The sequence below is a fragment of the Streptomyces sp. NPDC021093 genome, from assembly GCF_044333135.1.
In the GTDB taxonomy this organism is placed as follows: domain Bacteria; phylum Actinomycetota; class Actinomycetes; order Streptomycetales; family Streptomycetaceae; genus Streptomyces.
On record NZ_JBIRQJ010000003.1, the window covers coordinates 310,879 to 329,824 of the forward strand.

Sequence of the window (18,946 nt, forward strand, 5' to 3'; positions counted from 1 at the left end):
AGCGGCGCTCGCTGCCCGCGCGACTGCCTTCGCCTGCCGTGGCCGACCGGGTTGCGGACGTGCCTCGTGGTGAGGACGGGGCGGACGGGGGAGCGGGAGGACGGGGCGGGAACGTCGGTCCTTCGTCCGGCCCGCCTTCGTCCGGCCCGCCGTCCGCCGGACCCCGGGGCACGGGCGGGGTACCCGCGTCTGCTCCTGCGCCCGCGTCTGCTCCTGCACTCGTATCCGCTCCGTCACCCGCACCCGGTCCTGCACCCGCCAGGGCTTCCGGTGGGGAGCCGTCGCCCGTGCAGCGGGCGGTGGCCCCGCGCGGCGGTTCCCGGAGCGGGACTTCCGGCGTGCAGCCGGGCGGCGCGAGCGCACGACAGGCGTCCGTACAGCGTTCGGGTACGGGTGTGCCCGAGGCCGAGCGTCCTGGTACGGGTGCACCCGCGGCCGAGCGTTCCGGTACGGGTGAGCCCGAGGTCCGCGCGTCCCGTCCCGTCCCCGCGGCGGCGGCACCGGCTGCCGAGGCTGTGCCCGTGTCCCGCGCGGGTGCCCCCGTCCCTCGCCGGGTGACCTCGCGGACAGGCCCGGGAGCCGGGCCGCCACGTACAACCGGGGCCGCCCGCAAGGCGGATGCGTCTCCCACGGCAGGGGCCACCGCCCCGACCGGAGACCTTCCCACATCACAGACCTCCGGGCCTGCCGCCACGTCCCCTGCGTCCGGCACGCCCCGGGGGACCGCAAGGACCGCTGGAGCGGCGTCGACCGTTCCGGCGGTCCCCAGCGGTCCGTCTGCACGCCCGGCCGCCCCCGCCCCGTCCGAGGGCGCGGGTCCGGCCGTCGTACAGCGGGCGGCGCTCACGAATCCGGCGACCACGCCACGCCGGTCCGCAGAAGCTCCGTCCGCTGCGGCACCGGCTGCGGCACCGGCACCGGCCGACCGCCCGGACTCCTCCCTCGGCTCCACCGCACCACCGGTCGGTCGTACTCCGGTGTCCCGCTCCGTGTCCGCCACGCCGTCCCGGCAGAACCCGGCCCAGCAGTCACCCCCTGCCGCACGCCCCCACTCCCGGGCGGCGTCAACCCCTGCTGGCCCCGAGCCCGCCGGAAGCTCCGGCCTGCCCGGACTTCCCGGGCCCATCGGAGCTGGGCAGCCCACTGGACTTGGGCAGCCCACCGGACCTGGGCCGTCCGGCGGCCCGGCCGCGGGGCCCGTCGCAGGCCCCGGTGCCTCCGCCGGGAGTGACACCGGCGCCTCGCGCAGTGCCACCGGTCCTTCAACCGCTCCGGTGGGGCCTGTTGCCGCCACGCCTTCCGTGCCGGGGGCCGCCACGACCCCGGGTTCGACCCCGGGTCCGAGTGCGAGTGTGCAGCGCCGGGTGGCCTCGCCGTCGGGAAGTTCCTCGTCCCGGCCGGACGCTGCCACGGACTCCTCCCGTCCGAACACGTCCGTTCCCAACACTCCCGTTCCGAACACGCCCGTTCCGGCTGCCTCCTCGCGCGGAGTCCGTACGTCCTCCGCCAGTTCTTCCGGGCTGGGCGTGCCCGCCGTGCAGCGCGCCGTCGCGCCCGCGGAGCCCGCGGCCCCCGGCGCGAGCGCGTCGTCGCCGTCCCGAACTGCCGGACGTGCCGGGCTCGGTGCTCCGCTGCCGCCAGGCCCCGCGTCCGCGCAGGCTCCCGCGACGGGCCGTCCCGCCGTACGTCCGGGCCCCGCCGCGCCCGCGACCGCCCCACCGGCAGCCCACGGAACACCGGCGCGCGGACTCGGCCCCACCGGACTCGGCCCCACCTCCGGGCCTGCCGCCGTACAGCGGTCCGCGCAGCACCCCGCGCAGGTCCCCACCACCCCGGCGACGCCCACCCGCCAGCCGGTGGAAGGGTCGCGCCCCGTCGTACCGCACACCACAGGGGCCAACGCCCCAGCACCCGGCACCTTCGCGCCCTCGAACCGGTCGGCCGACTCCCCGGCCGCCGCGCGTCCTGCCGCCCCGGCCCCCGGCGCGGTGCCGGACAACTCCGCGACGGTTCCGGCGGTTTCCCCGCGCCCTGCGCTCGGCGCACCGCTGCACGCCCGCCCCGCGCACGTCACACCGCTCGGCCCCCCGGCAAGCACCTCGCCAAGTACCTCGCCAAGTACCTCGGCGGCGCGAGGCGGCGCCGCGCCCGTACGCTCGACCCCGCTTCCCGTCGCCCGCGCGACCGAAGCACGAGGTCCCGAAGCCGGTCGCCCCGGCGTTCCGGCGCCGACTGCCGCCCCGGCTCCGACTCCGGTTCCGTCCACCGTCCAGCGCAGTACCGCGCCCGCCGCACCCGTCGCGCCCGCTTCCCTTACCCCCGCCGTACCCCTGCTGCCCCTCAACTCCCTTGACCGGAAGGCCGACGGACCCGCGGCGTCCGGTCACCCGCCCGCTCCGACCTTCCCCGCTCCGACCTTCCCCGCTCCAGCCTCCCCCGCTCCCGCTCTCCCCGCTCGGACCGCCTCCACCCCGTCTCCCCAGGACAGCGCAACACCCGTGCTCCCACAGCCCGTTCACCCCGTCGCGGCGCCCGCCCACCTGCCACGTCCCGCCCCCGTCGGCACGACGTCGGCCTCCTCCCCGTCAGGCGCCGTACCACCGGCCCACCAGCCCGCCGTGCAACGGCGCACCGGTCCCGCAGCGGTGCCGTTGCGGCGTACCGCCCCCGGAGCGGCCGCCCTGCCCCTCGCGCGCCCGCGTCCGGCGGCCGCCCCCGGCACCGGAGCCACCCGGCCACCGTCGCCGGCCACCCCCGCCCAGCCGGTCCCACCGTCCGCGCCCGCCGCCCCGGCCGCTCGCACGCTGCCCGCACCCGCCGCGCCAACCACCGTGCAGGCGCCCGCAGTTCAGCGCGCTCCCGAGTCCCGGTCCGCTTCCCAGGGTGCGCCCCCGCCTCCCCCGTACACCCCTGTCGCACCCCCGCCGGCGTCCGACTCCGGAGGCCGTCCGCCGGCCTATACCGAGGTGGCGGAGGGGGGCTTCGACCCGCGGACCCTGACCGACTTCCAGTTGGACGAGCTGACCCACAAGCTGACCGGCCGGATCACCCGGCTGCTGCGCACCGAACTCCGGCTCGACCGCGAACGGATCGGCAGACTCCGCGACCCCCGGTGAGCACGCCCCCACGGCTCCCGGTGGTGAAAGCACCCCCGTAGCCCCGGCCGCCCGCCGAACGCCGCCCGCCGAAAGCGCGCAGCGCCCCGTACCACCCGTCCTCAGAAAGGCCCCGCGATGTCCCGCGATCTCGACCCGGGCTCCACCATCTTCTTCACCCTCACCATCGACGGCGAGAGCCTCGGGTTCTTCAACGGGTGCGAGGGCCTGTCGTCCACCGTGGAGATCGAGCAGCGCCAGGAGGGCGGCAACAACGGCTTCGTCTGGCAGCTCCCGTCCCGCGTCACCTTCTCCAACATCCGGCTCACCCGCCCCCTCACCCCGGACACCACCAAGGTCGCGAAGTGGATCTCGTCGGTGACCACCGGGGTGAACCGGCCCACCGCCCAGATCGCGGCCCTGCGCGCGGACGGGTCCGAGGTGGCGCGCTGGGGGCTGATCGACGTGCTCCCGGTCAGCTGGCAGGGACCGTCCCTCGATCCGGCGAGTCCGGGAGTGGCGAAGGAGGTCCTGGAGATCACCCACCACGGCTTCACGGACTGACCGGCCGCAGGGCCCGCAGGAACACAACGGACTGACCGGCCGCAGGGCCCGCAGGAACACAACGGACTGACCGGCCGCAGGGCGCGCAGGAACACATCGGGAACGCAGGAGAAGAAGAGACACACATGGCCAAGGGAAGCGGCGGCGCCGGCAAGAGCCTGGTACGGGCCACCCTCGCGATTCACGAGCCGCCCGTCGGCACGAGCACCACGCCGGGCGGACTCATCAAGACCTTCGACTTCGACTTCAACCCCGCGCAACTGTCCATCGGCATCAGGTCCCAGTGGAAGGTGACGCCGGCCCCCGCCGTGCGCAACGGAGCGACGCCCGAGTTCATGGGCCCCGAACCCCGCGAGATGGGAGTGGAGATCTTCCTCGACTCCTCCGACCGGCCAGGCAGCAACTCCGTGCTGCGGAAGGTGGAATCCCTGCTCGACTGCTGCCAGGTGACCGCCAGGAGCATCGCCGCGAAGCAGCCGTCGCCCCCGTGGGTGGTCTTCCAGTGGGGCTCCTTCTCGACGGCCAGGTTCACCGCGTACGTCAGCAGCGTCGAGGCGGCCTACTCGCTCTTCGGGACGACGGGCGTGCCCATCCGCGCCACCTGCCAGGTGCAGCTGCACGAGATCCCGAGCAAGACCAGGCTGCAGAACCCGACCTCGGGCGCGCTGACCGCGCGGCGGGTGCACCGGGTGGTGGCGGGCGACTCGCTCCAGTCGCTCGCCTGGCGCGAGTACGGCGAGACCTCCGCCTGGCGGGCGATCGCCGAGGCCAACGACATCGACGACCCCACGAGCCTGCGCAACGGCACCGAACTGGTGCTGCCGGCCGCCGAGGAGGTGCGGCCCTGATGACCCAGTCCGCCTACTCCAGCGTCATCCACGTCACCCTCGGCGGCAGTCCGCTGCCCCCCGACCTCGCCCCGCTGCTCGTGGACGGCTGGGTCGACCAGGGCATCGGCGTGCCCGCCGCCTTCCGGCTCACCTTCCGCGACCCCTACCGGCTCCTGCTCGGCAAGCTGGGCGTCGACTTCGGCACCCCGGTGGTGATCGCCCCCGTCGCCGACGGCAAGGGGGCGTCCGACCCGCTGCTGACGGGCGAGGTGTGCGGTTTGGAGGCCGACTACGACGGCACCGGCTCCTTCACCGTCATCCGCGGCTACGACGCGGGCCACCGGCTGCTGCGCCAGCGCCGGGTGGCCGCCTACCGCAACCAGTCCGCCTCCGACATCGCCCGCAAGCTCGCCGCGCTCGACGGGGTGCCCGTCGGGCGGATCCAGTCGACCAAGACGGTGTACGAGTTCATCAGCCAGGCCAACGTCACCGACTGGGACTTCCTCGGCCGCCTCGCCGACGAGAACGAGATGGTGATGTCGGTCGACGCCAAGGGCAAGTTCCAGTTCGTCCGCCCCGACCCGGCGTCCGGCGCCCCGGCCGTCAGCACCCCGGGCGACCGGTCCCCCTACGTGCTGGAGGCCGGCACCGACATCCTGCGGCTGCGCACCTCGGTGACCGCCGCCGAGCAGGTCGGCACGGTCGAGGCGCGCGGCTGGGACGTCACGGGCAAGAAGGAACTGACCGCGACGGCACCGGCGAAGTCCAACCCGGGCATCAGCATCGGCACCACGCCCGGCAAGGCGGCGAGCCGCTTCAAGGCCGCCAAACTGGTCGAGGCGCAGCGGCCCCTCGACCGCCAGTCGGAGGTCAAGTACGCCGCCGAGTCCCTCGCCAACGACGTCACCTCCTCCTTCGCCGAACTGGAGGTCGTCGCACGCGGCACCCCCAAGCTGCGGCCAGGTCTGCCCGTCACGCTCGCCGACGTCGGCACGCCCTTCGAGGGCAAGTACACGGCCACCTCGGTACGGCACGTCTTCGGCGACGGCAAGCACTACGAGGCGTGGGTGACCGTCAGCGGCCGGCAGTGGCGATCGCTGTACGGGCTGACCTCGGGCGGAGGCGGCGGCTCCCAGCAGGGGCTGCGGCTGGACGGCCTGGTGAACGCCCTCGTCACCGACGTGCAGGACCCGCTGCGCCAGGGCAGGGTCAAGCTCCGCTTCCCGTGGCTCGACGACGCGTACGTCAGCGACTGGACGCGGGTTGCGCAGTCCGGCGGCAAGCGCGGCGGTTCCATCTTCCCGCTGGACGTCGGCGACGAGGTGCTGGTCGGCTTCGACCGGGGCGCCCTGGACCACCCGTACGTCATCGGCGGCCTCTACAACGGCAAGGACAAGCCGACCCCGGTGAAGGACGTGCCGCTGCACGACGGGGCCAGGCAGCGCGCCTCCCGGCACACCCTCTCCGACCGCACCGGCAACCGCATGGACCTGCTCAGCCAGCGGACGGGCGGCAAACAGGGCGTACGGCTGACCACGGGCGACAGCAAGCTCGTCATCAACCTGGACCGCGCGCAGACCGAGATCACCGTGGACAGCAAGGGCTCGGTCAGCATCAAGGGCAGCCGCTCGGTGTCGGTGCAGGCGGGCACGGACCTCACCCTGAGCGCCGCCCGCAGACTGACCATCAAGAGCGGCGGCCCGCTGGACATCCAGGGCCGCGGCATGGTCAACCTCAGATCGCTCGGCGGCGCGGTGAACGTGGACGCCCTGGGCGCCCTCAGTCTCAAGGCGGCGGGCGCGGCGACCCTCAGCGCCGCGGGCACCGTCCAGGTCAACGCCGCGGCGAACGTGGGCATCCGCGCCGCCACGCTCCTGCTGCAGGGCATGGTCATGGTCAACAACAAGCCCTACCCGATCCCGTGACGGGTCGTCATGTGACCCTCGGTCATGCAGTGGCCGGTCCCAGGTCCGGCGGCCCGTCGGCGGAAGACGAAAGCAGGTGCACCTTCGATGGCTGAGCAGTTCGTCGGCTCGGGCTGGGCGTTCCCCCTGCGCATCGGCCCCACCGGGGGCATCGCGCTGGTCAGCGGCGAGCGGGAGGTCGAGGAGGCCATCCGGCTCGTCCTGGCCACCGCGCCCGGCGAACGCCCGATGCGCCCCGAATTCGGCTGCGCCATCCACGACATGGTCTTCGCCCCGGTCAACGAGGCGACGGCGGGCCGCATCCAGTACGAGGTGTACGCCAGCCTCGACCGCTGGGAGCCGCGCATCGAGGTGCACGAGGTCGAGGTCAGCGCGGGCACCGAGCAGAGCGTGCTCTTCATCGACGTCCGCTACTCGATCCGCGGCACGAACAACCCGCGCAGCCTCGTCTTCCCCTTCTACGTCATCCCCTCCCACGAGGAGCCCGGCGCGCCCGGCCCCGGCCCCTCCCACGAAAGCGACCGCTGATGGCCCTGCCCTCACCCAATCTCGACGACCGTCGGTTCCAGCAGTTCGTGGACGACGCCAAGCGCTACATCCAGCAGCGCGCACCCGAGTGGACCGACCACAACGTCTCCGACCCCGGCGTCACCCTCGTCGAGACCGTGGCCCACATGGCCGACCAGATCGTGTACCGGCTCAACCGGGTGCCCGACAAGAACCATCTGGCCTTCCTGGACCTCGTGGGCATCACCCTCTTCCCGCCGACGGCCGCCCGCACCGACGTCACGTTCTGGCTGTCCGCACCGCAGGACGAGACGGTGCTGCTGCCCGTGGGCACCGAGGTGGCCACCCTGCGCACCGAGAGCGAGCAGGCGGTCGTCTTCGCCACCGAGCGCGAACTCCCGCTGCTGTCCTGCTCGTTGCGGCACCTGGTGGTGCAGGCGGTCGGCGAGCCGGTCGCCGACCGGACCACCGACCTCGCCGAGAACAAGGACGTGAACTGCTTCGCCGAGGCCCCCCGGCCAGGCGACTGCCTGCTGTTCGGGCTGACCGCGGCGGTCCCGCACTGCGCGGTGGCACTCGAACTCGACAGCCGGGTGGACGGCGTCGGCGTGGACCCGCGCCAGCCGCCCCTGGTGTGGGAGGCGTGGACCGAGGACGGCTGGCGGGAGTGCGAGATCGACCGGGACGGCACCGGCGGCCTCAACCGGCCGGGCGACGTCGTGCTGCACGTCCCCGGCGGCCACGTACTGTCCCGCTCCGGCGGGCAGGAGGCGGGCTGGCTGCGCTGCCGGGTCACCGAGCCGCTGGCGAACCAGCCCTTCTACGCGATCTCCCCGACCGTACGGTCCGCCGACGCCTGCACCATCGGCGGAACCACCCCCGCCGTGCACGCCGAGACCGTCACCGACGAGGCGCTCGGCGAGTCGACGGGACTGCCGGGCCAGCGGGTGCAGCTCGTGCACGCACCCGTGGTGGGCGACGACCCGCCGCTGCTGCTGCAGTCCGCCGAGCGCGAGGGCTGGCAGGACTGGCAGGTCGTCCCGCACTTCGCCGCTTCGAGCCCGGACGACCGGCACATCACCCTGGACGCCACCACCGGCGAGATCGCCTTCGGGCCCTCCGTCCGCGAACCCGACGGCACACTGCGCCAGTACGGCGCCGTCCCCGTGAAGGGAGCGGTGCTCCGCGCCCGCCGCTACCGCATCGGCGGCGGCCGCGCGGGCAACGTGGCCCGCGGCGCCGTACAGGTGCTGCGGACCTCCGTGCCGTACGTCTCCGAGGTCGTCAACCGCGAGGCCGCGCGCGGCGGTGTCGAGGGCGAGACCGTGCAGGAGGCCAAGGTCAGGGCGCCCATCACGCTGCGCGCCCAGGAACGCGCCGTGACCCTGCGCGACTACGAGGAACTGGCCCGCCGCGCCGCCCCCGAGACCGCGCGCATCGCCTGTCTGGAGGGCGCCGAGAACGAACACGGCTCGTACGCGGTACGGGTCCTGGTCGTGCCGCAGGCCGTGCCGGACCCGGGCGGGCGGCTGCGCTTCGAGCAACTCGTCCTCGGCGACGCCCTGTTGGGCCGGATCACCCGCCATCTCGACGAACGCAGGCTGATCGGCACCCGGCTCGCGGTCGGGCCCCCGTACTACCAGGGCGTCACCGTCGTGGCCACCGTGCACGCCTTCCGCGGCGTGGACACCGACCGGGTGCGGCGGCAGGCGCACGACGCCCTCTACCGCCACCTGGACCCGCTGACCGGCGGGGTCGACGGGACCGGCTGGCCGTTCGGCAGGCCCGTGCAGTCCGGGGAGGTGTTCGCCGTCCTGCAGCGCGTGCCGGGCGTGGAACTGGTCGACGAGGTCACCCTCCACCCCGCCGACCCGCTGACCGGCAAACGGGGCGAGGCGACCGACCGGATAGACCTGGAGGCACCGTCCCTGGTCTTCTCCTTCGACCATCGCGTACGGGTGCTCGGGGGGACGTCGTGAGAGCCACTGGCCCGCAGGGCCCGCGCGCGGGAGCATGCGGCTCGGTGCGCTTCCGTAGCCTCGCCGTACGCACCTGCCCCGTGAGCCTCTTCGTCCGCACGTGTCCCGTGCGTCAGCACTGTCCGCGGAAGGGGAACGTCCGATGAGGGGGTCAGTCGACGGGCTCGGCTCGTCCGCCCCGATCGGCGCCATGCTGCCCGCGGTGTTCGCCGACGACGACCTCGCACAGCGGTTCGTGGCCGGACTCGACGAGGTCATGGCCCCCGTGCTCAACGTGCTCGACTGCCTGCCCGCCTACTTCGATCCGGCCCTCGCCCCGGTGGACTTCACCCGCTGGCTGGCCGAGTGGGTCGGCGCGGAGACCGACGGCAGCGAACCGGAGCCGCGGCTGCGCGCCGCCGTGGCCGCCGCCGCGTACCTGCACCGCGTCAGGGGCACCCGGCACGGCCTGGCCGAGGCGGTGCGCCTCGCCTTCGGGGTCGAGCCGGAGATCACGGAGAGCGGCGGCGCGGCGTGGAGCGCCCGCCCGCTCGGCCCCTTCCCCGGCGAACGGCGGCCGTACCTGCACGTCACCGTCCGTCTCGCCGACCCGGGCCCCGCGGACGAACACCGCTTGAGAGCCCTCGTGGCAGCGGCCCGCCCCGCCCACATGCCCTACTCGGTCAAGGTGACCGCAGCCGAAAGGACCTCGGAAAGATGACCACGCAGAACTGCGCCGAATGCGGTACGCGAGCGGAACCGGGCCAGTCGTTCTGCGACGCCTGCGGCGCCGTACTGAGCTGGAACGACCGGGCACCCCGGGCGGCCCGGACGGCCGCCACGGCGCCGAGCGCCGCGCGGTCCACCGCGGCGGCCGACGTTCCGGCACCACGCGCGAGCAGTACGTGGGAGGGGAGCTGGGAGGAGGAGCGCACCGCGCCGACGGCGCGTACGGGCACGACCGGCCGGACCGGGGCGGGCGCGCCGCGCACCGGCGCTGCGGGCGCGGAGGGTGCGGGCGCGCAGGCGCACGGGGACGTTCCCCCGCGCGACCAGGCTCCCCCGCGCGACCAGGTCCCCTCTCGTGACCACGGTGACCCTCATGGCCACGGTGCCCCTCGCGATCCCGGTGATCCTCGCGACCACCGCGGGTCCGAGCCCGGTGGCGCCACGGGAACCGCAGGGCCGGTCCCGGCCACACCCCAGCCCGCGGCCCACGACCCGGCGCCCGCAGCTCCGCCCGCGGCCTATGGCTCCCCGCCCGCGGCCCACGACCCGGCACCCGCGGCCCACCGCACCGCGCCCGCCCCCGATCCCTACGACACGATGGCCGACCGGGCCCGTTCCCTGCTGGTGCCGGTGTCAGAACCGGACGGCCGTCCCGCCGAGGCCCCGTCGGTCGCCCCGGTCCTCCCTGGCCGGCCGGTCGCGGACCGGCCCCAGGTACGGGCCCCCGGCCACGAAGCGGGCGACGGGCACGGCCTGCCGTGCCCGTGGTGCGCCACACCCAACCGGCCCGACCGGCACTTCTGCGCCCGCTGTGCGATGCCCATGACCCGGAGGGAGGAGCAGTCGCGCACCCGCCTCCCGTGGTGGCGCCGGCTGCTGGGCGCCGGCCGGCACGAGATCCCGTGGGCCGGCGACCGGCCCCGGATGCGGCGCACCTTCGAGAGCGTGCTGCGCTGGGTGGTCGGTGCCGTCGTCCTCGCGCTGCTGATCGTCGCGGGGATCAACGCGCCGACCGCCGTGCAGGCCACCCGCGACCACTTCGCCAAGCGGGCCCCCGTCGCCCCGGACGGGTTCGGCGCGTCGCGTTCGTTCCCCGGCCACCAGCCAGGGCTCGCCTTCGACAAGTACAGCAACACCTGGTGGGGTCCCGGGGTCGTGGACTCGGGCCAGGGCGAGTGGATCGAGGCCCGCTTCGACGAGCCGACCCGGCTGCTCGACCTGATCCTCACACCGGGCGTCTCCAGCAAGGCGAACCGGATCGGGGAGTCGGCCCTGCCGCACCGGCTCAAGGCCACCATCACCACGAAGGACGGCAGGACCACGACGCGGACGATCACCCTGGACCAGGGCCCCGGCGGACAGCGCCGCGCGTTCCGCGTCGGGGACGTCACCAAGGTCCGCTTCACCGTCGAGTCCTCGTACGGCGCTTCCTCGAAGAAGCAGGTCGCCCTCGCCGAGGTCGAGTTCTTCGGTCCTTCGCGCGGCGACAACGCCTGACGCGTGGGTACGGGCGATGCGTCGGCACCCCACCGTACTGGTGGGGTGCCGGGCTTCAGCCGGTCAGCACTCGCCGCCCCACCTGGCGTAGTTCATGGTCATCGCACCGCCGGTGAAGTAGTGGGAGTTGGAGTCCGGCGGGTAGTGGAGACAGCCCGTCACGTACTGCCCGCCGACCCAGGTGACCCGGTAGCGGATGTGGTCCGCGCCCGGGTAGGCCGTGCCGTTGTTGATGATGGACATGCCGTTGGACGACGACATGTTCGACAGGTTGCCCTGCGACTTCCACGTCGGAGCGCCGGAGAAGTTCGGGTTGTTCCAGACGCACACGTACGAGCGCGGGCAATCGGCGGGCGATGCCGATGCCGACGGGGCGAGCACGAGGCCCGCCGTGGCCAGGCTCAGGGACGCGACGCCGACGGCCGCGATCCTGTGCAGGTTCTTCATGGTGATCCGTTCCCTTCTCTCCGTTCCGTCTCTGCCGCCCACCACTGTGGTGGGTCCGCCCTCGCGGGGCATATGTGCGTTCCGGTCATGTCGTGACCGATTCCTCACGCTGTCCCGCAGCGGCGGCGGAGAAGCGCGACGCCCTCGCCTTCGAGGTCGTCGCAGTACGCGGGGCGCCCGGTCATCGCCATCACCAGGGCCAGCGTGGTTCCGGAGACGAGCGGCCCGGAACCGGCCGTGAAGGGGCCGTCGTTCGCGACGAGCCGCAGGCCGCGGACGCGTCCCTTGGCGAGGACCACGAGGTCCGAGCCCCGGTAGTACTCGGCCACCTGCGTGACCACCCCGACCGGGTGGTCACGGCCGATGCCCAGCGGACGCCGGATGTCCGCTCCGTGCACGAGGGTCTCGCCCAGCATGGCCACGACGGGGAGCGGAGGCTTGGTCGTGCTCAGGACCACGCGCCGGAACCTCTCCAGCGTCTCGGCCGGGGTGGCACCCAGCTGCTCCGCCAGCCGCACGGCCACCTGCTTGTCGAAGTCGAACCGGCAGCGGATCACCCCCGCCAGCCACCGAGGGGGGTTGAGGCTCGCCGCCGCGGTGAGGTGTGCCAGCACCTCGCGCACCGTCAGTTCGGCGCACAGCGACGGTGTGCTCCACTGCTCGTCCGTCAGGCCTGCGAGATCGGCCGCCAGCGCCCTTCGCTCCGCGTGGACGAGGGCCCAGACCTCACTCCTCGGGCTGCGGCCGCCTGCCGTCGGTTCCGAATCAGTCATACGAGAGCGTCTCCTGTCACGGGTGGTGCGGCCCGAGCCGCAACAGGCTACGCGGGCCGGAAGGCGAGGACCGTGTTGTGGCCGCCGAAGCCGAAGGAGTTGCTCAGGGCCAGCCGGACACTCTGCCGCAAGGGGGCTCCGGTCACCAGGTGCACCGGGGCCTCGTCCGGATCCGGCTCGTGGAAGTTCGGTGTGGGGGGTACGAGGCCGTGCTCGACGGTCAGCACGGTGAGCGCGGCCTCGATGGCCCCCGCCGCGCCCATGGTGTGCCCGATGACTCCCTTCGCCGAAGTGACCGAAGGGGGGTGGTCGCCGAACACGCGGTGCAGCACCGAGGCTTCGGCGCGGTCGTTGAGCGGGGTGCTCGTGCCGTGTGCGTTGACGTGGTCGACGTCGCCGGGGGCGGCTCCGGCCGAGCGCAGCGCCTCGCCCACGGCACGCAGGACCCCGCCGCCCGCCGGATCCGGCGCGACGCAATGGTGCGCGTCGGTGGCGGCGCCGTACCCGACGAGTCTCGCGCGGACGGGTGCCGACCTGGCCTCGGCGTCCGATCCGCGTTCCAGGACGAGTACGCCCGCCCCTTCGGCCAGTACGAATCCGTCGCGCCCGCGGTCGAAGGGACGGGAGGCGGCGGCCGGATCGTCCTGGCGTCTGGAGAGCGCGCCCATCCGGGCGAACGCGGTGGCGCACAGCGGGGTGACCATGGCGTCGCTGCCGCCCGCCACGGCGATGTCGCAGGCGCCGCTGCGCAGCAGCAGGGCCGCGGTGATGAGGGCGGTGGCCCCGGACGCGCACGCCGTGGCGGTGTGCAGCGCCGGGCCCTGTGCGCCCAGGGCGATCGCCAACTGTCCCGCGGCCATGTTGGGCAGGAAGGAGGGCAGCGTCATGGGCGAGACGGCCCGTGGGCCCGAGTCGACGAGCCGCAGGTGCTGTTCCTCGTACGTCCCGACGCCGCCGGCCGCGGACCCGAGGACCACCGCGACCCGGAGCGGGTCCCAGGAGGCCGGGGAAAGACCGGCGTCCCGCACCGCTTCGTCGGCCGCCGCGAGGGCGAACTGGGTGAACCGGTCGAACCGCCAGGGCTGGGCGCCGGGCACGTGCGTACGGGGGTCGAAGCCGGGGACGCGGCAGGACAGGGCGACCGGACGGCCGGCGAGCGACGGGTCGTGCGCCGCGGTCGGCTGTCCCGCACAGACCCGTGCCCAGGTCTCCTTCGCGCCCACTCCGGCGGGCGTGACGAGTCCGATGCCCGTGACGGCGATGTCGCCGTCCGCCGGCCTCCTGGTCATGTCCGCTCCGCATGTCCGGCCGCGGGGTGTCCGGCGTCCAGCTGGGTGCCTACCGCCTCGGCGACCTGGCGTACCGTCGTGTCGCCGGTCACCGTGTCCTCCTCCAGCGGGACATCCCAGTGGTCCTGGAGGGTGACCAGGAGTTCCACCACGGCGAGGGAGTCGAGCTCCAGGGCGTTGAAGGAGCTGTCGGGGTCGATGGACGAGGCGTCGACGTCGAACTTGTCGGTGAGAACGGTCACGAGGTGGTCGTAGACGGCCTGCATGGCTTCCTCCTGGATGCGGTCTGCTCTGCGGTGTGTTCGGTGGTGTATCCGGTGGGGGCGGACGTGGGGCGGGATTCCGGGTCGGCGGTGCACGGCACGGCCGACGGCCAGAGCAGTGCGACCGAACCCCAGGTCAGACCGCCGCCGAAGGCGGTCAGCAGGCTGCGGGAGCCCGGCGGTACGAGGCGTCCCGCGACGGTGTGGGCCAGCGCCAGGGGGATCGAAGCCGCCGCGGTGTTGCCGACTTCGCGGATGTTGCCGAAGCGGCTCCGCGGGGGCACGCCGATCCGTTCGGCGACCGAGTCGAGGATGCGCTGGTTGGCCTGGTGCCCGATGAAGGCCCCGAGTCCCGCGGCCTCCCAGCCCGCGTGGGCGAGCACGGTGCGCGAGGACTGCGTCATGCGCTGCACCGCCTGCGCGTACACCTCGCGGCCGCGCATGCGGAAGTAGCGGGCGTCACGGGCCAGTCGGCGGGCGGTGTCCGGGGCGCGCGAGCCGCCCGCGGCGATCGCGATCAGATCGCTGCCGGAGCCGTCCGCGCCCAGGTCGACCGCGCTCACCGCGCCCGGCTCCCCGTGCTCGCCGGGGCCCAGCAGTACCGCGCCCGCGCCGTCCCCGAAGATCAGGGCGGTGTCCCGGTCCATCGGGTCGACGATGGTCGAGTACGTCTCGGCCCCGATCACCAGGGGGCTGGCGCACACACCGCTGCGGATCAGCGCGGTGGCGACGGTCAGGCCGTACAGGAATCCCGAGCAGACCGCGGAGAGGTCGAAGGCGGGCACGGTGCCCAGGCCCAGCCGGTGGGCCACCTCCGGTGCGGTGGCCGGGCAGCGCCGGTCGGGGGTGGTGGTCGCCACCAGGACGAGGTCGGCGCGGGCGTCCGCGGAGGCCATGGCGGCGCGGCCCGCGGCGGTCGCGAGGTCTCCGGTGCTCGTCCCGGCACGCACCTGGCGACGGTGGGCGATACCGGTACGGGTGCGGACCCATTCGTCGGTGGTCTCCAGGCCGCCGCGGCGCGCCACGTCCTCGTTGGAGAGGACCTGCGGGGGGAGGCAGCTGCCGAGACCGGTGATCACGGCGGTGGGGGTGTGGTCCTTCATCGGTGCTGTCCTGAGTCTCTGGGGGGCGTGCCGGTCACCCGGCGAGGAAAGGCGAGGGGGGTTTGGGGATGCCGGCCAGTCCGCAGTCCGGCACCGAGGCACCGCCGTCGAGGAGCAGGGCCTGCCCGGTGAGGAAGGACGCGGCCTGGGACGCGAGGAAGAGGGTCGCGCGGGCCACCTCGTCCGGTTCGGCCCACCGGCCCATCGGCACGTGCGCCATCAGCCAGTCGGAGAGCGGTCCCACCTCCTGCACCGAGGCCGTCATGTCCGTACGGGTCCAGCCGGGACACAGGGCGTTGACCCGGATGCCGTCGCGGGCCCAGCCGACCGCGAGGGAGCGGACGAGGGAGATCTGCGCCGCCTTGGTCGCCGCGTACGCCTCCATGAGGGGAGCGCCGACCACCCCGGCGAGCGAGGACATCAGCACGACACCGGCGCGGGGCGAGGCGCTGAGGTGACGGTGCGCGTGCCGGCACAGGGCGGCCGTGGCGTTGAGGTTGACCGCGACCACCTGCTCCCAGGACTCCTGGGTGGAGGCCTGCAGCGGGACCATGGCGGGGCTGCCGTCGGGCTGCGAGGGGAGGATGCCCGCGTTGTGCACGAGGACGTCGAGACCGCCGAGTGCTTCGGCCGCCTCGTCGACCACCCTGCCCGCCGTGCCGGGTTCGGCGAGTTCGCCCACCACGCGCACCGCGTCGTGGCCTTCCTTGGCCAGCAGCCGCGCCGTCTCCTCCAGGGCGTCCGACGTACGGGCCGACAGGGCCAGCCGGCCTCCGGCGCGGGCGAGGGTCACCGCCACCGCGCGGCCGATGCCGCGCGAGGCGCCGGTGACCAGGACGCGCGCCCCGTCCAGCCGGAAGGGGTCGGGGGCGGTGCCCAGGGCGAGGCCGGGGGCGGTGTCGGGGGTCGTGGTGCTCATGAGGGGCTCCTTTGTCCGGTGGGTACGGGGGCGAGGGGCTGCTGCGACACCGGGGCGGGGCCCTGGTGCGGTACGGAGGCGGGGGACTGGTGCGTCAGCGCGGCGGTGCCTGCCCTGCCTGCCGTGGTGGGGGCGATCCGGATGGAGGGGGCGCCCGTCCACCTCAAGAGGGCTCCGCCCCAGGTGAGTCCGGCTCCGAAGACCGCGATGAGGACACGGCCCCCGGTCGGCAGGCCGCCTCGCGCGGCGGCGCTGGCGAGTGCGTAAGGGGCGCTGGCGGCGCCGATGTTGCCCACTTCGTCGCCGACGATGGCCATGCGGTCGTGCGGGATGCCGATCCGGTCGCCGAGGCTGCGCAGCAGGACCGGGTTGGGCTGGTGGACGATGAAGGCGTCGATGTCGTCGAGCGCGATCCGGTGGCGGGTGAGGGTCTCGCGGACGATCACCGGGAAGATCTCCGCGATGAAGTCCCGTACCGCCCGCCCGTCCATGTGGATCCGGTGCCGGAGCGCGTCGACGGTGTCCGTACTGGCCGGTGCCCGGCTCCCGCCCGCCGGGATGAGGACGTGGTGCGCACCGGTTCCGTCGGAGCCGAGGCGGAAGCCCTCGAACCCGCCGTCCGCCGCCACTGGCCCGAGGACCGAGGCCGCCGCGCCGTCGGCGAAGAGCACGGCGGTGCCCCGGTCGGCGGGGTCGAGGAACTTCGAGTAGACCTCGACGCCGACCACCGCCGCGTAACGTGCCGAGGGGTTGGCGGTGAGCCAGTTGTGGGCGACCTGGGTGGCGAACAGCCATCCCGAACAGGCCGCTCCGACATCGAGGGCCACCGCGTGCCGGGCCCCGGTGAGCGCCTGCACCCGGCATGCGGTGGAAGGACCGAGCTCGTCGGGCGTGGAGGTGGCCACGATCAGCAGGTCGAGCTGGTCGATGTCGATGCCCGCCGCGGCGACGGCGGCCCGCACCGCGGCCGCCGACAGGTCGGACGCGGCCTCCTCAGGTGCCGCCGCGTGCCGCGACCGCACCCCCGTGCGCCGGCTGATCCAGTCGGCCGTCACGCCTGCGGAGTGCGCGACCTCCTCGTTGGTCCGGATGCGCCGGGGCAGATAGCTGCCCATGCCGAGAACGCCGATGCGCCGGTCCTTCGGACGTGTGGTCATGTCAGAGCTCCTTGGTGCCAGGACAGGGTCGTGACGAGTGCTCCCGGGTAGTCGTCGGCCGCGAGGGGAGCACCCACGAGATCCGCCGGGTGGTCGAACGCCTCTTCAAGCAGCGGGAGTTGAGGCAGCAGCAGGTCGCACAGCCCGGCGGCGGTCCGCTCAAGTCCCGCCATCTGCTCGGGCCGCAGGGTGCCCGCGGTGAGCAGTGATCCGGCCCAGTGGCGGGCCGCGACCACACCGTGCAGCGCGGCGAGCGCGGACAGGGTGTCCTGAGTTGCCAGGTCCGGGGAGCGCGCCACGTCCTGTGCGGTGAGCCGTGCGGCGTAGACCTCGCCCAGCTCTCCCGTCCTGGGCAGCAAGGGGTTCCACAGCTCGAACCCCTCGGCGCCACGGGCGACTTGAGCATCGTGGTCGCGCCGCAGCTGCCCGGCCAGCAGCCGCTCGTGGGCCCGGACGACCGCGGGCCACCAGGCCGGGTCCGACGGGTCGGGGAGGGACAGGTCCTCGGGCGGCGGTGCGGCCGGGTCGGCCTCGGCGACCAGGGCCTGCCCGAGGTCGTAGAAGATCAGCTGACTGTCCCCGCCGGCCGCGTCGAAGGCGTGGTGGAAGCCGTGGTACCCGGCCAGCCGGTTGGCATCGAGGTGGCCCGAGTAGCCGCAGAGGCGCTGGCAGGTCGCGGTGGTGCGGGCGGCGGCGCGCACGCAGTGCGCCTTGTACGCCGAGAGCGGGCGGCTGACGGCCGACCACGGTGCGAAGGTCATCGCCTCGCTCGCGTCCGCCTCCTCGCTCGCGCCCGCAGAGCCGTTCGCGTCCCCCGTACGGTCGTACGGGCGGAGCAGTGTCCGGGCGCGGTCGGCGGCGCAGGTCAGGGCGAACGCCTCGGCGAAGGCGCCCAGTAGCGCGTACTGATGGCTCCGGTACGACAGCAGCGGAGTCCCCGGGGCCAGCCGCCCTTGGGTGCGGCGCTGTCGCGCGTACCGCAGCGCGAGGACGGCGGACTGCCGGGACATGGCGGCGGTGGCCGACGGCAGCGTGCCCCAGAGCCCCTGGCCCACGCACAGCGTGCGGCGGAGCCGGTCGTCGGGGCCCAGCAGCGGGTCGCGGAAGACGCCGTCCGCGGTGAGCGAGGCGTCGTCGCGCAGCCACCGCTCGTACGGCAGACGGACACCGCGGAACCGTACGAGGGCGTAGTCCAGCGGCAGGGCGCCCAGTTCGAGCGGCGCGGAGATCCCCACTCCTGGCCGGGGCCCCCGGTCGTCGCTGAGGTCCACGACGAAGGAGAAGACGCCGCAGTCTTCCCCGCGCACCCGCAACCGGGCGAGGACGACGACGGTGCGCGGAGCACCGTGCGCGGCGACCCCGCAGAACTTCGCCGCCCCGTCGTCGGGGGTGGTGAGCACGAACTCGCGGGTCTCCGGGTCGAAGACGGCTTCGGTCCTGGTGGCCAGATGGCTGTTTGCCAGGCCCGCCTCGGTGATGAGGTAGCCGCCCTTGGCCCGCCCCGTCTCCAGCGCGTCGAACTCGTCCGCCAGCGCGTCGTGGTCCGGCGCCAGCTGTGCCATGGACCCCAGGCACAGCACCTGGTGGGTGACCAGGGTCATGCAGAGCGCGGGGTCGCTGACCGCGGCCCAGGAGAGCACCGCGGCGAGCTGATCGGGGTCGGCGAGCAGCGCGCGGGCCGGTGGGAGGGAGGCGCACAGGGCCCGCAGCCGCCCGGTCAGGCGCTGCTCGCGGGAGACGGGAGGTCCGTCGTCGGGAGCGGGGTCGCAGGTCAGTGCCTTGTGGAGCTGATCCAGAACGTGCGGTGGGCAGTTGCCGTGGGCGAGCCGGTTCAGGTGCGTCACCAGTGACGACGCTGGCTCGGTGGGGGACCCGGTGGACACAGAGCAC

The 18,946-nt window shown here is 74.1% G+C and carries 16 protein-coding genes; 8 read left to right on the plus strand and 8 right to left on the minus strand.

Annotated features, from left to right (window positions below):
• Nucleotides 1-2,966: 2,966 nt before the first annotated feature.
• The 8 genes from ACH4SP_RS10320 (at nucleotide 2,967) to ACH4SP_RS10355 (ending at nucleotide 11,105) form a co-directional block, all read left to right on the plus strand.
• Entirely contained in the window at nucleotides 2,967-3,116 is a 150-nt protein-coding gene (locus ACH4SP_RS10320) for a hypothetical protein (RefSeq protein WP_398412645.1), read from the plus strand.
• 117 nt (nucleotides 3,117-3,233) lie between these two features.
• On the plus strand, nucleotides 3,234-3,659 hold the full coding sequence (locus tag ACH4SP_RS10325) for a phage tail protein (RefSeq protein ID WP_398412647.1): 426 nt from the start codon (nucleotides 3,234-3,236) through the stop codon (nucleotides 3,657-3,659).
• 125 nt (nucleotides 3,660-3,784) lie between these two features.
• Nucleotides 3,785-4,507, plus strand: a complete 723-nt coding sequence (locus ACH4SP_RS10330) for a LysM peptidoglycan-binding domain-containing protein (RefSeq protein WP_398412650.1) — start codon at nucleotides 3,785-3,787, stop codon at nucleotides 4,505-4,507.
• Nucleotides 4,507-6,414: a VgrG-related protein gene (locus ACH4SP_RS10335; protein ID WP_398412652.1), complete on the plus strand. Its 1,908-nt coding sequence runs from the start codon at nucleotides 4,507-4,509 to the stop codon at nucleotides 6,412-6,414. Before ACH4SP_RS10330 ends, ACH4SP_RS10335 begins: the two co-directional genes overlap by 1 nt.
• A gap of 87 nt (nucleotides 6,415-6,501) precedes the next feature.
• Complete coding sequence (locus tag ACH4SP_RS10340; RefSeq protein ID WP_362421811.1) at nucleotides 6,502-6,942, plus strand: GPW/gp25 family protein; 441 nt, start codon at nucleotides 6,502-6,504, stop codon at nucleotides 6,940-6,942.
• Nucleotides 6,942-8,900, plus strand: a complete 1,959-nt coding sequence (locus ACH4SP_RS10345) for a putative baseplate assembly protein (protein ID WP_398412654.1) — start codon at nucleotides 6,942-6,944, stop codon at nucleotides 8,898-8,900. The genes ACH4SP_RS10340 and ACH4SP_RS10345 overlap by 1 nt, the downstream gene beginning before the upstream one ends.
• Before the next feature lie 142 nt (nucleotides 8,901-9,042).
• A complete protein-coding gene (locus tag ACH4SP_RS10350) occupies nucleotides 9,043-9,600 on the plus strand; it encodes a phage tail protein (protein WP_398412656.1) in 558 nt (185 codons plus the stop codon).
• Nucleotides 9,597-11,105, plus strand: coding sequence for an NADase-type glycan-binding domain-containing protein (locus tag ACH4SP_RS10355; protein WP_398412658.1), 1,509 nt, complete (start codon nucleotides 9,597-9,599; stop codon nucleotides 11,103-11,105). The genes ACH4SP_RS10350 and ACH4SP_RS10355 overlap by 4 nt, the downstream gene beginning before the upstream one ends.
• Nucleotides 11,106-11,168: 63 nt before the next feature.
• On the opposite strand, the gene ACH4SP_RS10360 is transcribed toward ACH4SP_RS10355, so the two are convergent.
• The 8 genes from ACH4SP_RS10360 to ACH4SP_RS10395 all read right to left on the minus strand — a co-directional run bounded on the left by ACH4SP_RS10360 (nucleotide 11,169) and on the right by ACH4SP_RS10395 (nucleotide 18,900).
• The gene (locus ACH4SP_RS10360) at nucleotides 11,169-11,552 is read right to left on the minus strand and encodes a peptidase inhibitor family I36 protein (RefSeq protein ID WP_398412660.1); all 384 of its coding nucleotides are present in this window, start codon (nucleotides 11,550-11,552) and stop codon (nucleotides 11,169-11,171) included.
• A gap of 104 nt (nucleotides 11,553-11,656) precedes the next feature.
• Entirely contained in the window at nucleotides 11,657-12,325 is a 669-nt protein-coding gene (locus tag ACH4SP_RS10365) for a maleylpyruvate isomerase family mycothiol-dependent enzyme (RefSeq protein WP_398412662.1), read from the minus strand.
• Between the two features lie 47 nt (nucleotides 12,326-12,372).
• The gene (locus tag ACH4SP_RS10370; protein ID WP_398412665.1) at nucleotides 12,373-13,614 is read right to left on the minus strand and encodes a beta-ketoacyl-[acyl-carrier-protein] synthase family protein; all 1,242 of its coding nucleotides are present in this window, start codon (nucleotides 13,612-13,614) and stop codon (nucleotides 12,373-12,375) included.
• A complete protein-coding gene (locus ACH4SP_RS10375; protein ID WP_398412668.1) occupies nucleotides 13,611-13,880 on the minus strand; it encodes an acyl carrier protein in 270 nt (89 codons plus the stop codon). The genes ACH4SP_RS10370 and ACH4SP_RS10375 overlap by 4 nt, the downstream gene beginning before the upstream one ends.
• On the minus strand, nucleotides 13,853-14,980 hold the full coding sequence (locus tag ACH4SP_RS10380) for a beta-ketoacyl-ACP synthase III (protein ID WP_398412671.1): 1,128 nt from the start codon (nucleotides 14,978-14,980) through the stop codon (nucleotides 13,853-13,855). Before ACH4SP_RS10380 ends, ACH4SP_RS10375 begins: the two co-directional genes overlap by 28 nt.
• Before the next feature lie 34 nt (nucleotides 14,981-15,014).
• Entirely contained in the window at nucleotides 15,015-15,899 is an 885-nt protein-coding gene (locus ACH4SP_RS10385) for an SDR family NAD(P)-dependent oxidoreductase (RefSeq protein ID WP_398412674.1), read from the minus strand.
• Complete coding sequence (locus tag ACH4SP_RS10390; RefSeq protein ID WP_398412676.1) at nucleotides 15,896-17,056, minus strand: 3-oxoacyl-ACP synthase III family protein; 1,161 nt, start codon at nucleotides 17,054-17,056, stop codon at nucleotides 15,896-15,898. Before ACH4SP_RS10390 ends, ACH4SP_RS10385 begins: the two co-directional genes overlap by 4 nt.
• Nucleotides 17,053-18,900 (minus strand): acyl-CoA dehydrogenase, encoded by a 1,848-nt coding sequence (locus tag ACH4SP_RS10395; protein WP_398412680.1) that lies wholly within the window; start codon nucleotides 18,898-18,900, stop codon nucleotides 17,053-17,055. The genes ACH4SP_RS10390 and ACH4SP_RS10395 overlap by 4 nt, the downstream gene beginning before the upstream one ends.
• Nucleotides 18,901-18,946: the final 46 nt, after the last annotated feature.

Excerpts from the sequence above, each read along its gene's own strand:
- ACH4SP_RS10325 (WP_398412647.1), top strand. The coding sequence starts at position 3,234 with ATGTCCCGCGATCTCGACCCGGGCTCCACCATCTTCTTCACCCTCACC.
- ACH4SP_RS10330 (WP_398412650.1), top strand. The coding sequence starts at position 3,785 with ATGGCCAAGGGAAGCGGCGGCGCCGGCAAGAGCCTGGTACGGGCCACC.
- ACH4SP_RS10335 (WP_398412652.1), top strand. The coding sequence starts at position 4,507 with ATGACCCAGTCCGCCTACTCCAGCGTCATCCACGTCACCCTCGGCGGC.
- ACH4SP_RS10340 (WP_362421811.1), top strand. The coding sequence starts at position 6,502 with ATGGCTGAGCAGTTCGTCGGCTCGGGCTGGGCGTTCCCCCTGCGCATC.
- ACH4SP_RS10345 (WP_398412654.1), top strand. The coding sequence starts at position 6,942 with ATGGCCCTGCCCTCACCCAATCTCGACGACCGTCGGTTCCAGCAGTTC.
- ACH4SP_RS10350 (WP_398412656.1), top strand. The coding sequence starts at position 9,043 with ATGAGGGGGTCAGTCGACGGGCTCGGCTCGTCCGCCCCGATCGGCGCC.
- ACH4SP_RS10355 (WP_398412658.1), top strand. The coding sequence starts at position 9,597 with ATGACCACGCAGAACTGCGCCGAATGCGGTACGCGAGCGGAACCGGGC.
- ACH4SP_RS10360 (WP_398412660.1), bottom strand. The coding sequence starts at position 11,552 with ATGAAGAACCTGCACAGGATCGCGGCCGTCGGCGTCGCGTCCCTGAGC.
- ACH4SP_RS10365 (WP_398412662.1), bottom strand. The coding sequence starts at position 12,325 with ATGACTGATTCGGAACCGACGGCAGGCGGCCGCAGCCCGAGGAGTGAG.
- ACH4SP_RS10370 (WP_398412665.1), bottom strand. The coding sequence starts at position 13,614 with ATGACCAGGAGGCCGGCGGACGGCGACATCGCCGTCACGGGCATCGGA.
- ACH4SP_RS10375 (WP_398412668.1), bottom strand. The coding sequence starts at position 13,880 with ATGCAGGCCGTCTACGACCACCTCGTGACCGTTCTCACCGACAAGTTC.
- ACH4SP_RS10380 (WP_398412671.1), bottom strand. The coding sequence starts at position 14,980 with ATGAAGGACCACACCCCCACCGCCGTGATCACCGGTCTCGGCAGCTGC.
- ACH4SP_RS10385 (WP_398412674.1), bottom strand. The coding sequence starts at position 15,899 with ATGAGCACCACGACCCCCGACACCGCCCCCGGCCTCGCCCTGGGCACC.
- ACH4SP_RS10390 (WP_398412676.1), bottom strand. The coding sequence starts at position 17,056 with ATGACCACACGTCCGAAGGACCGGCGCATCGGCGTTCTCGGCATGGGC.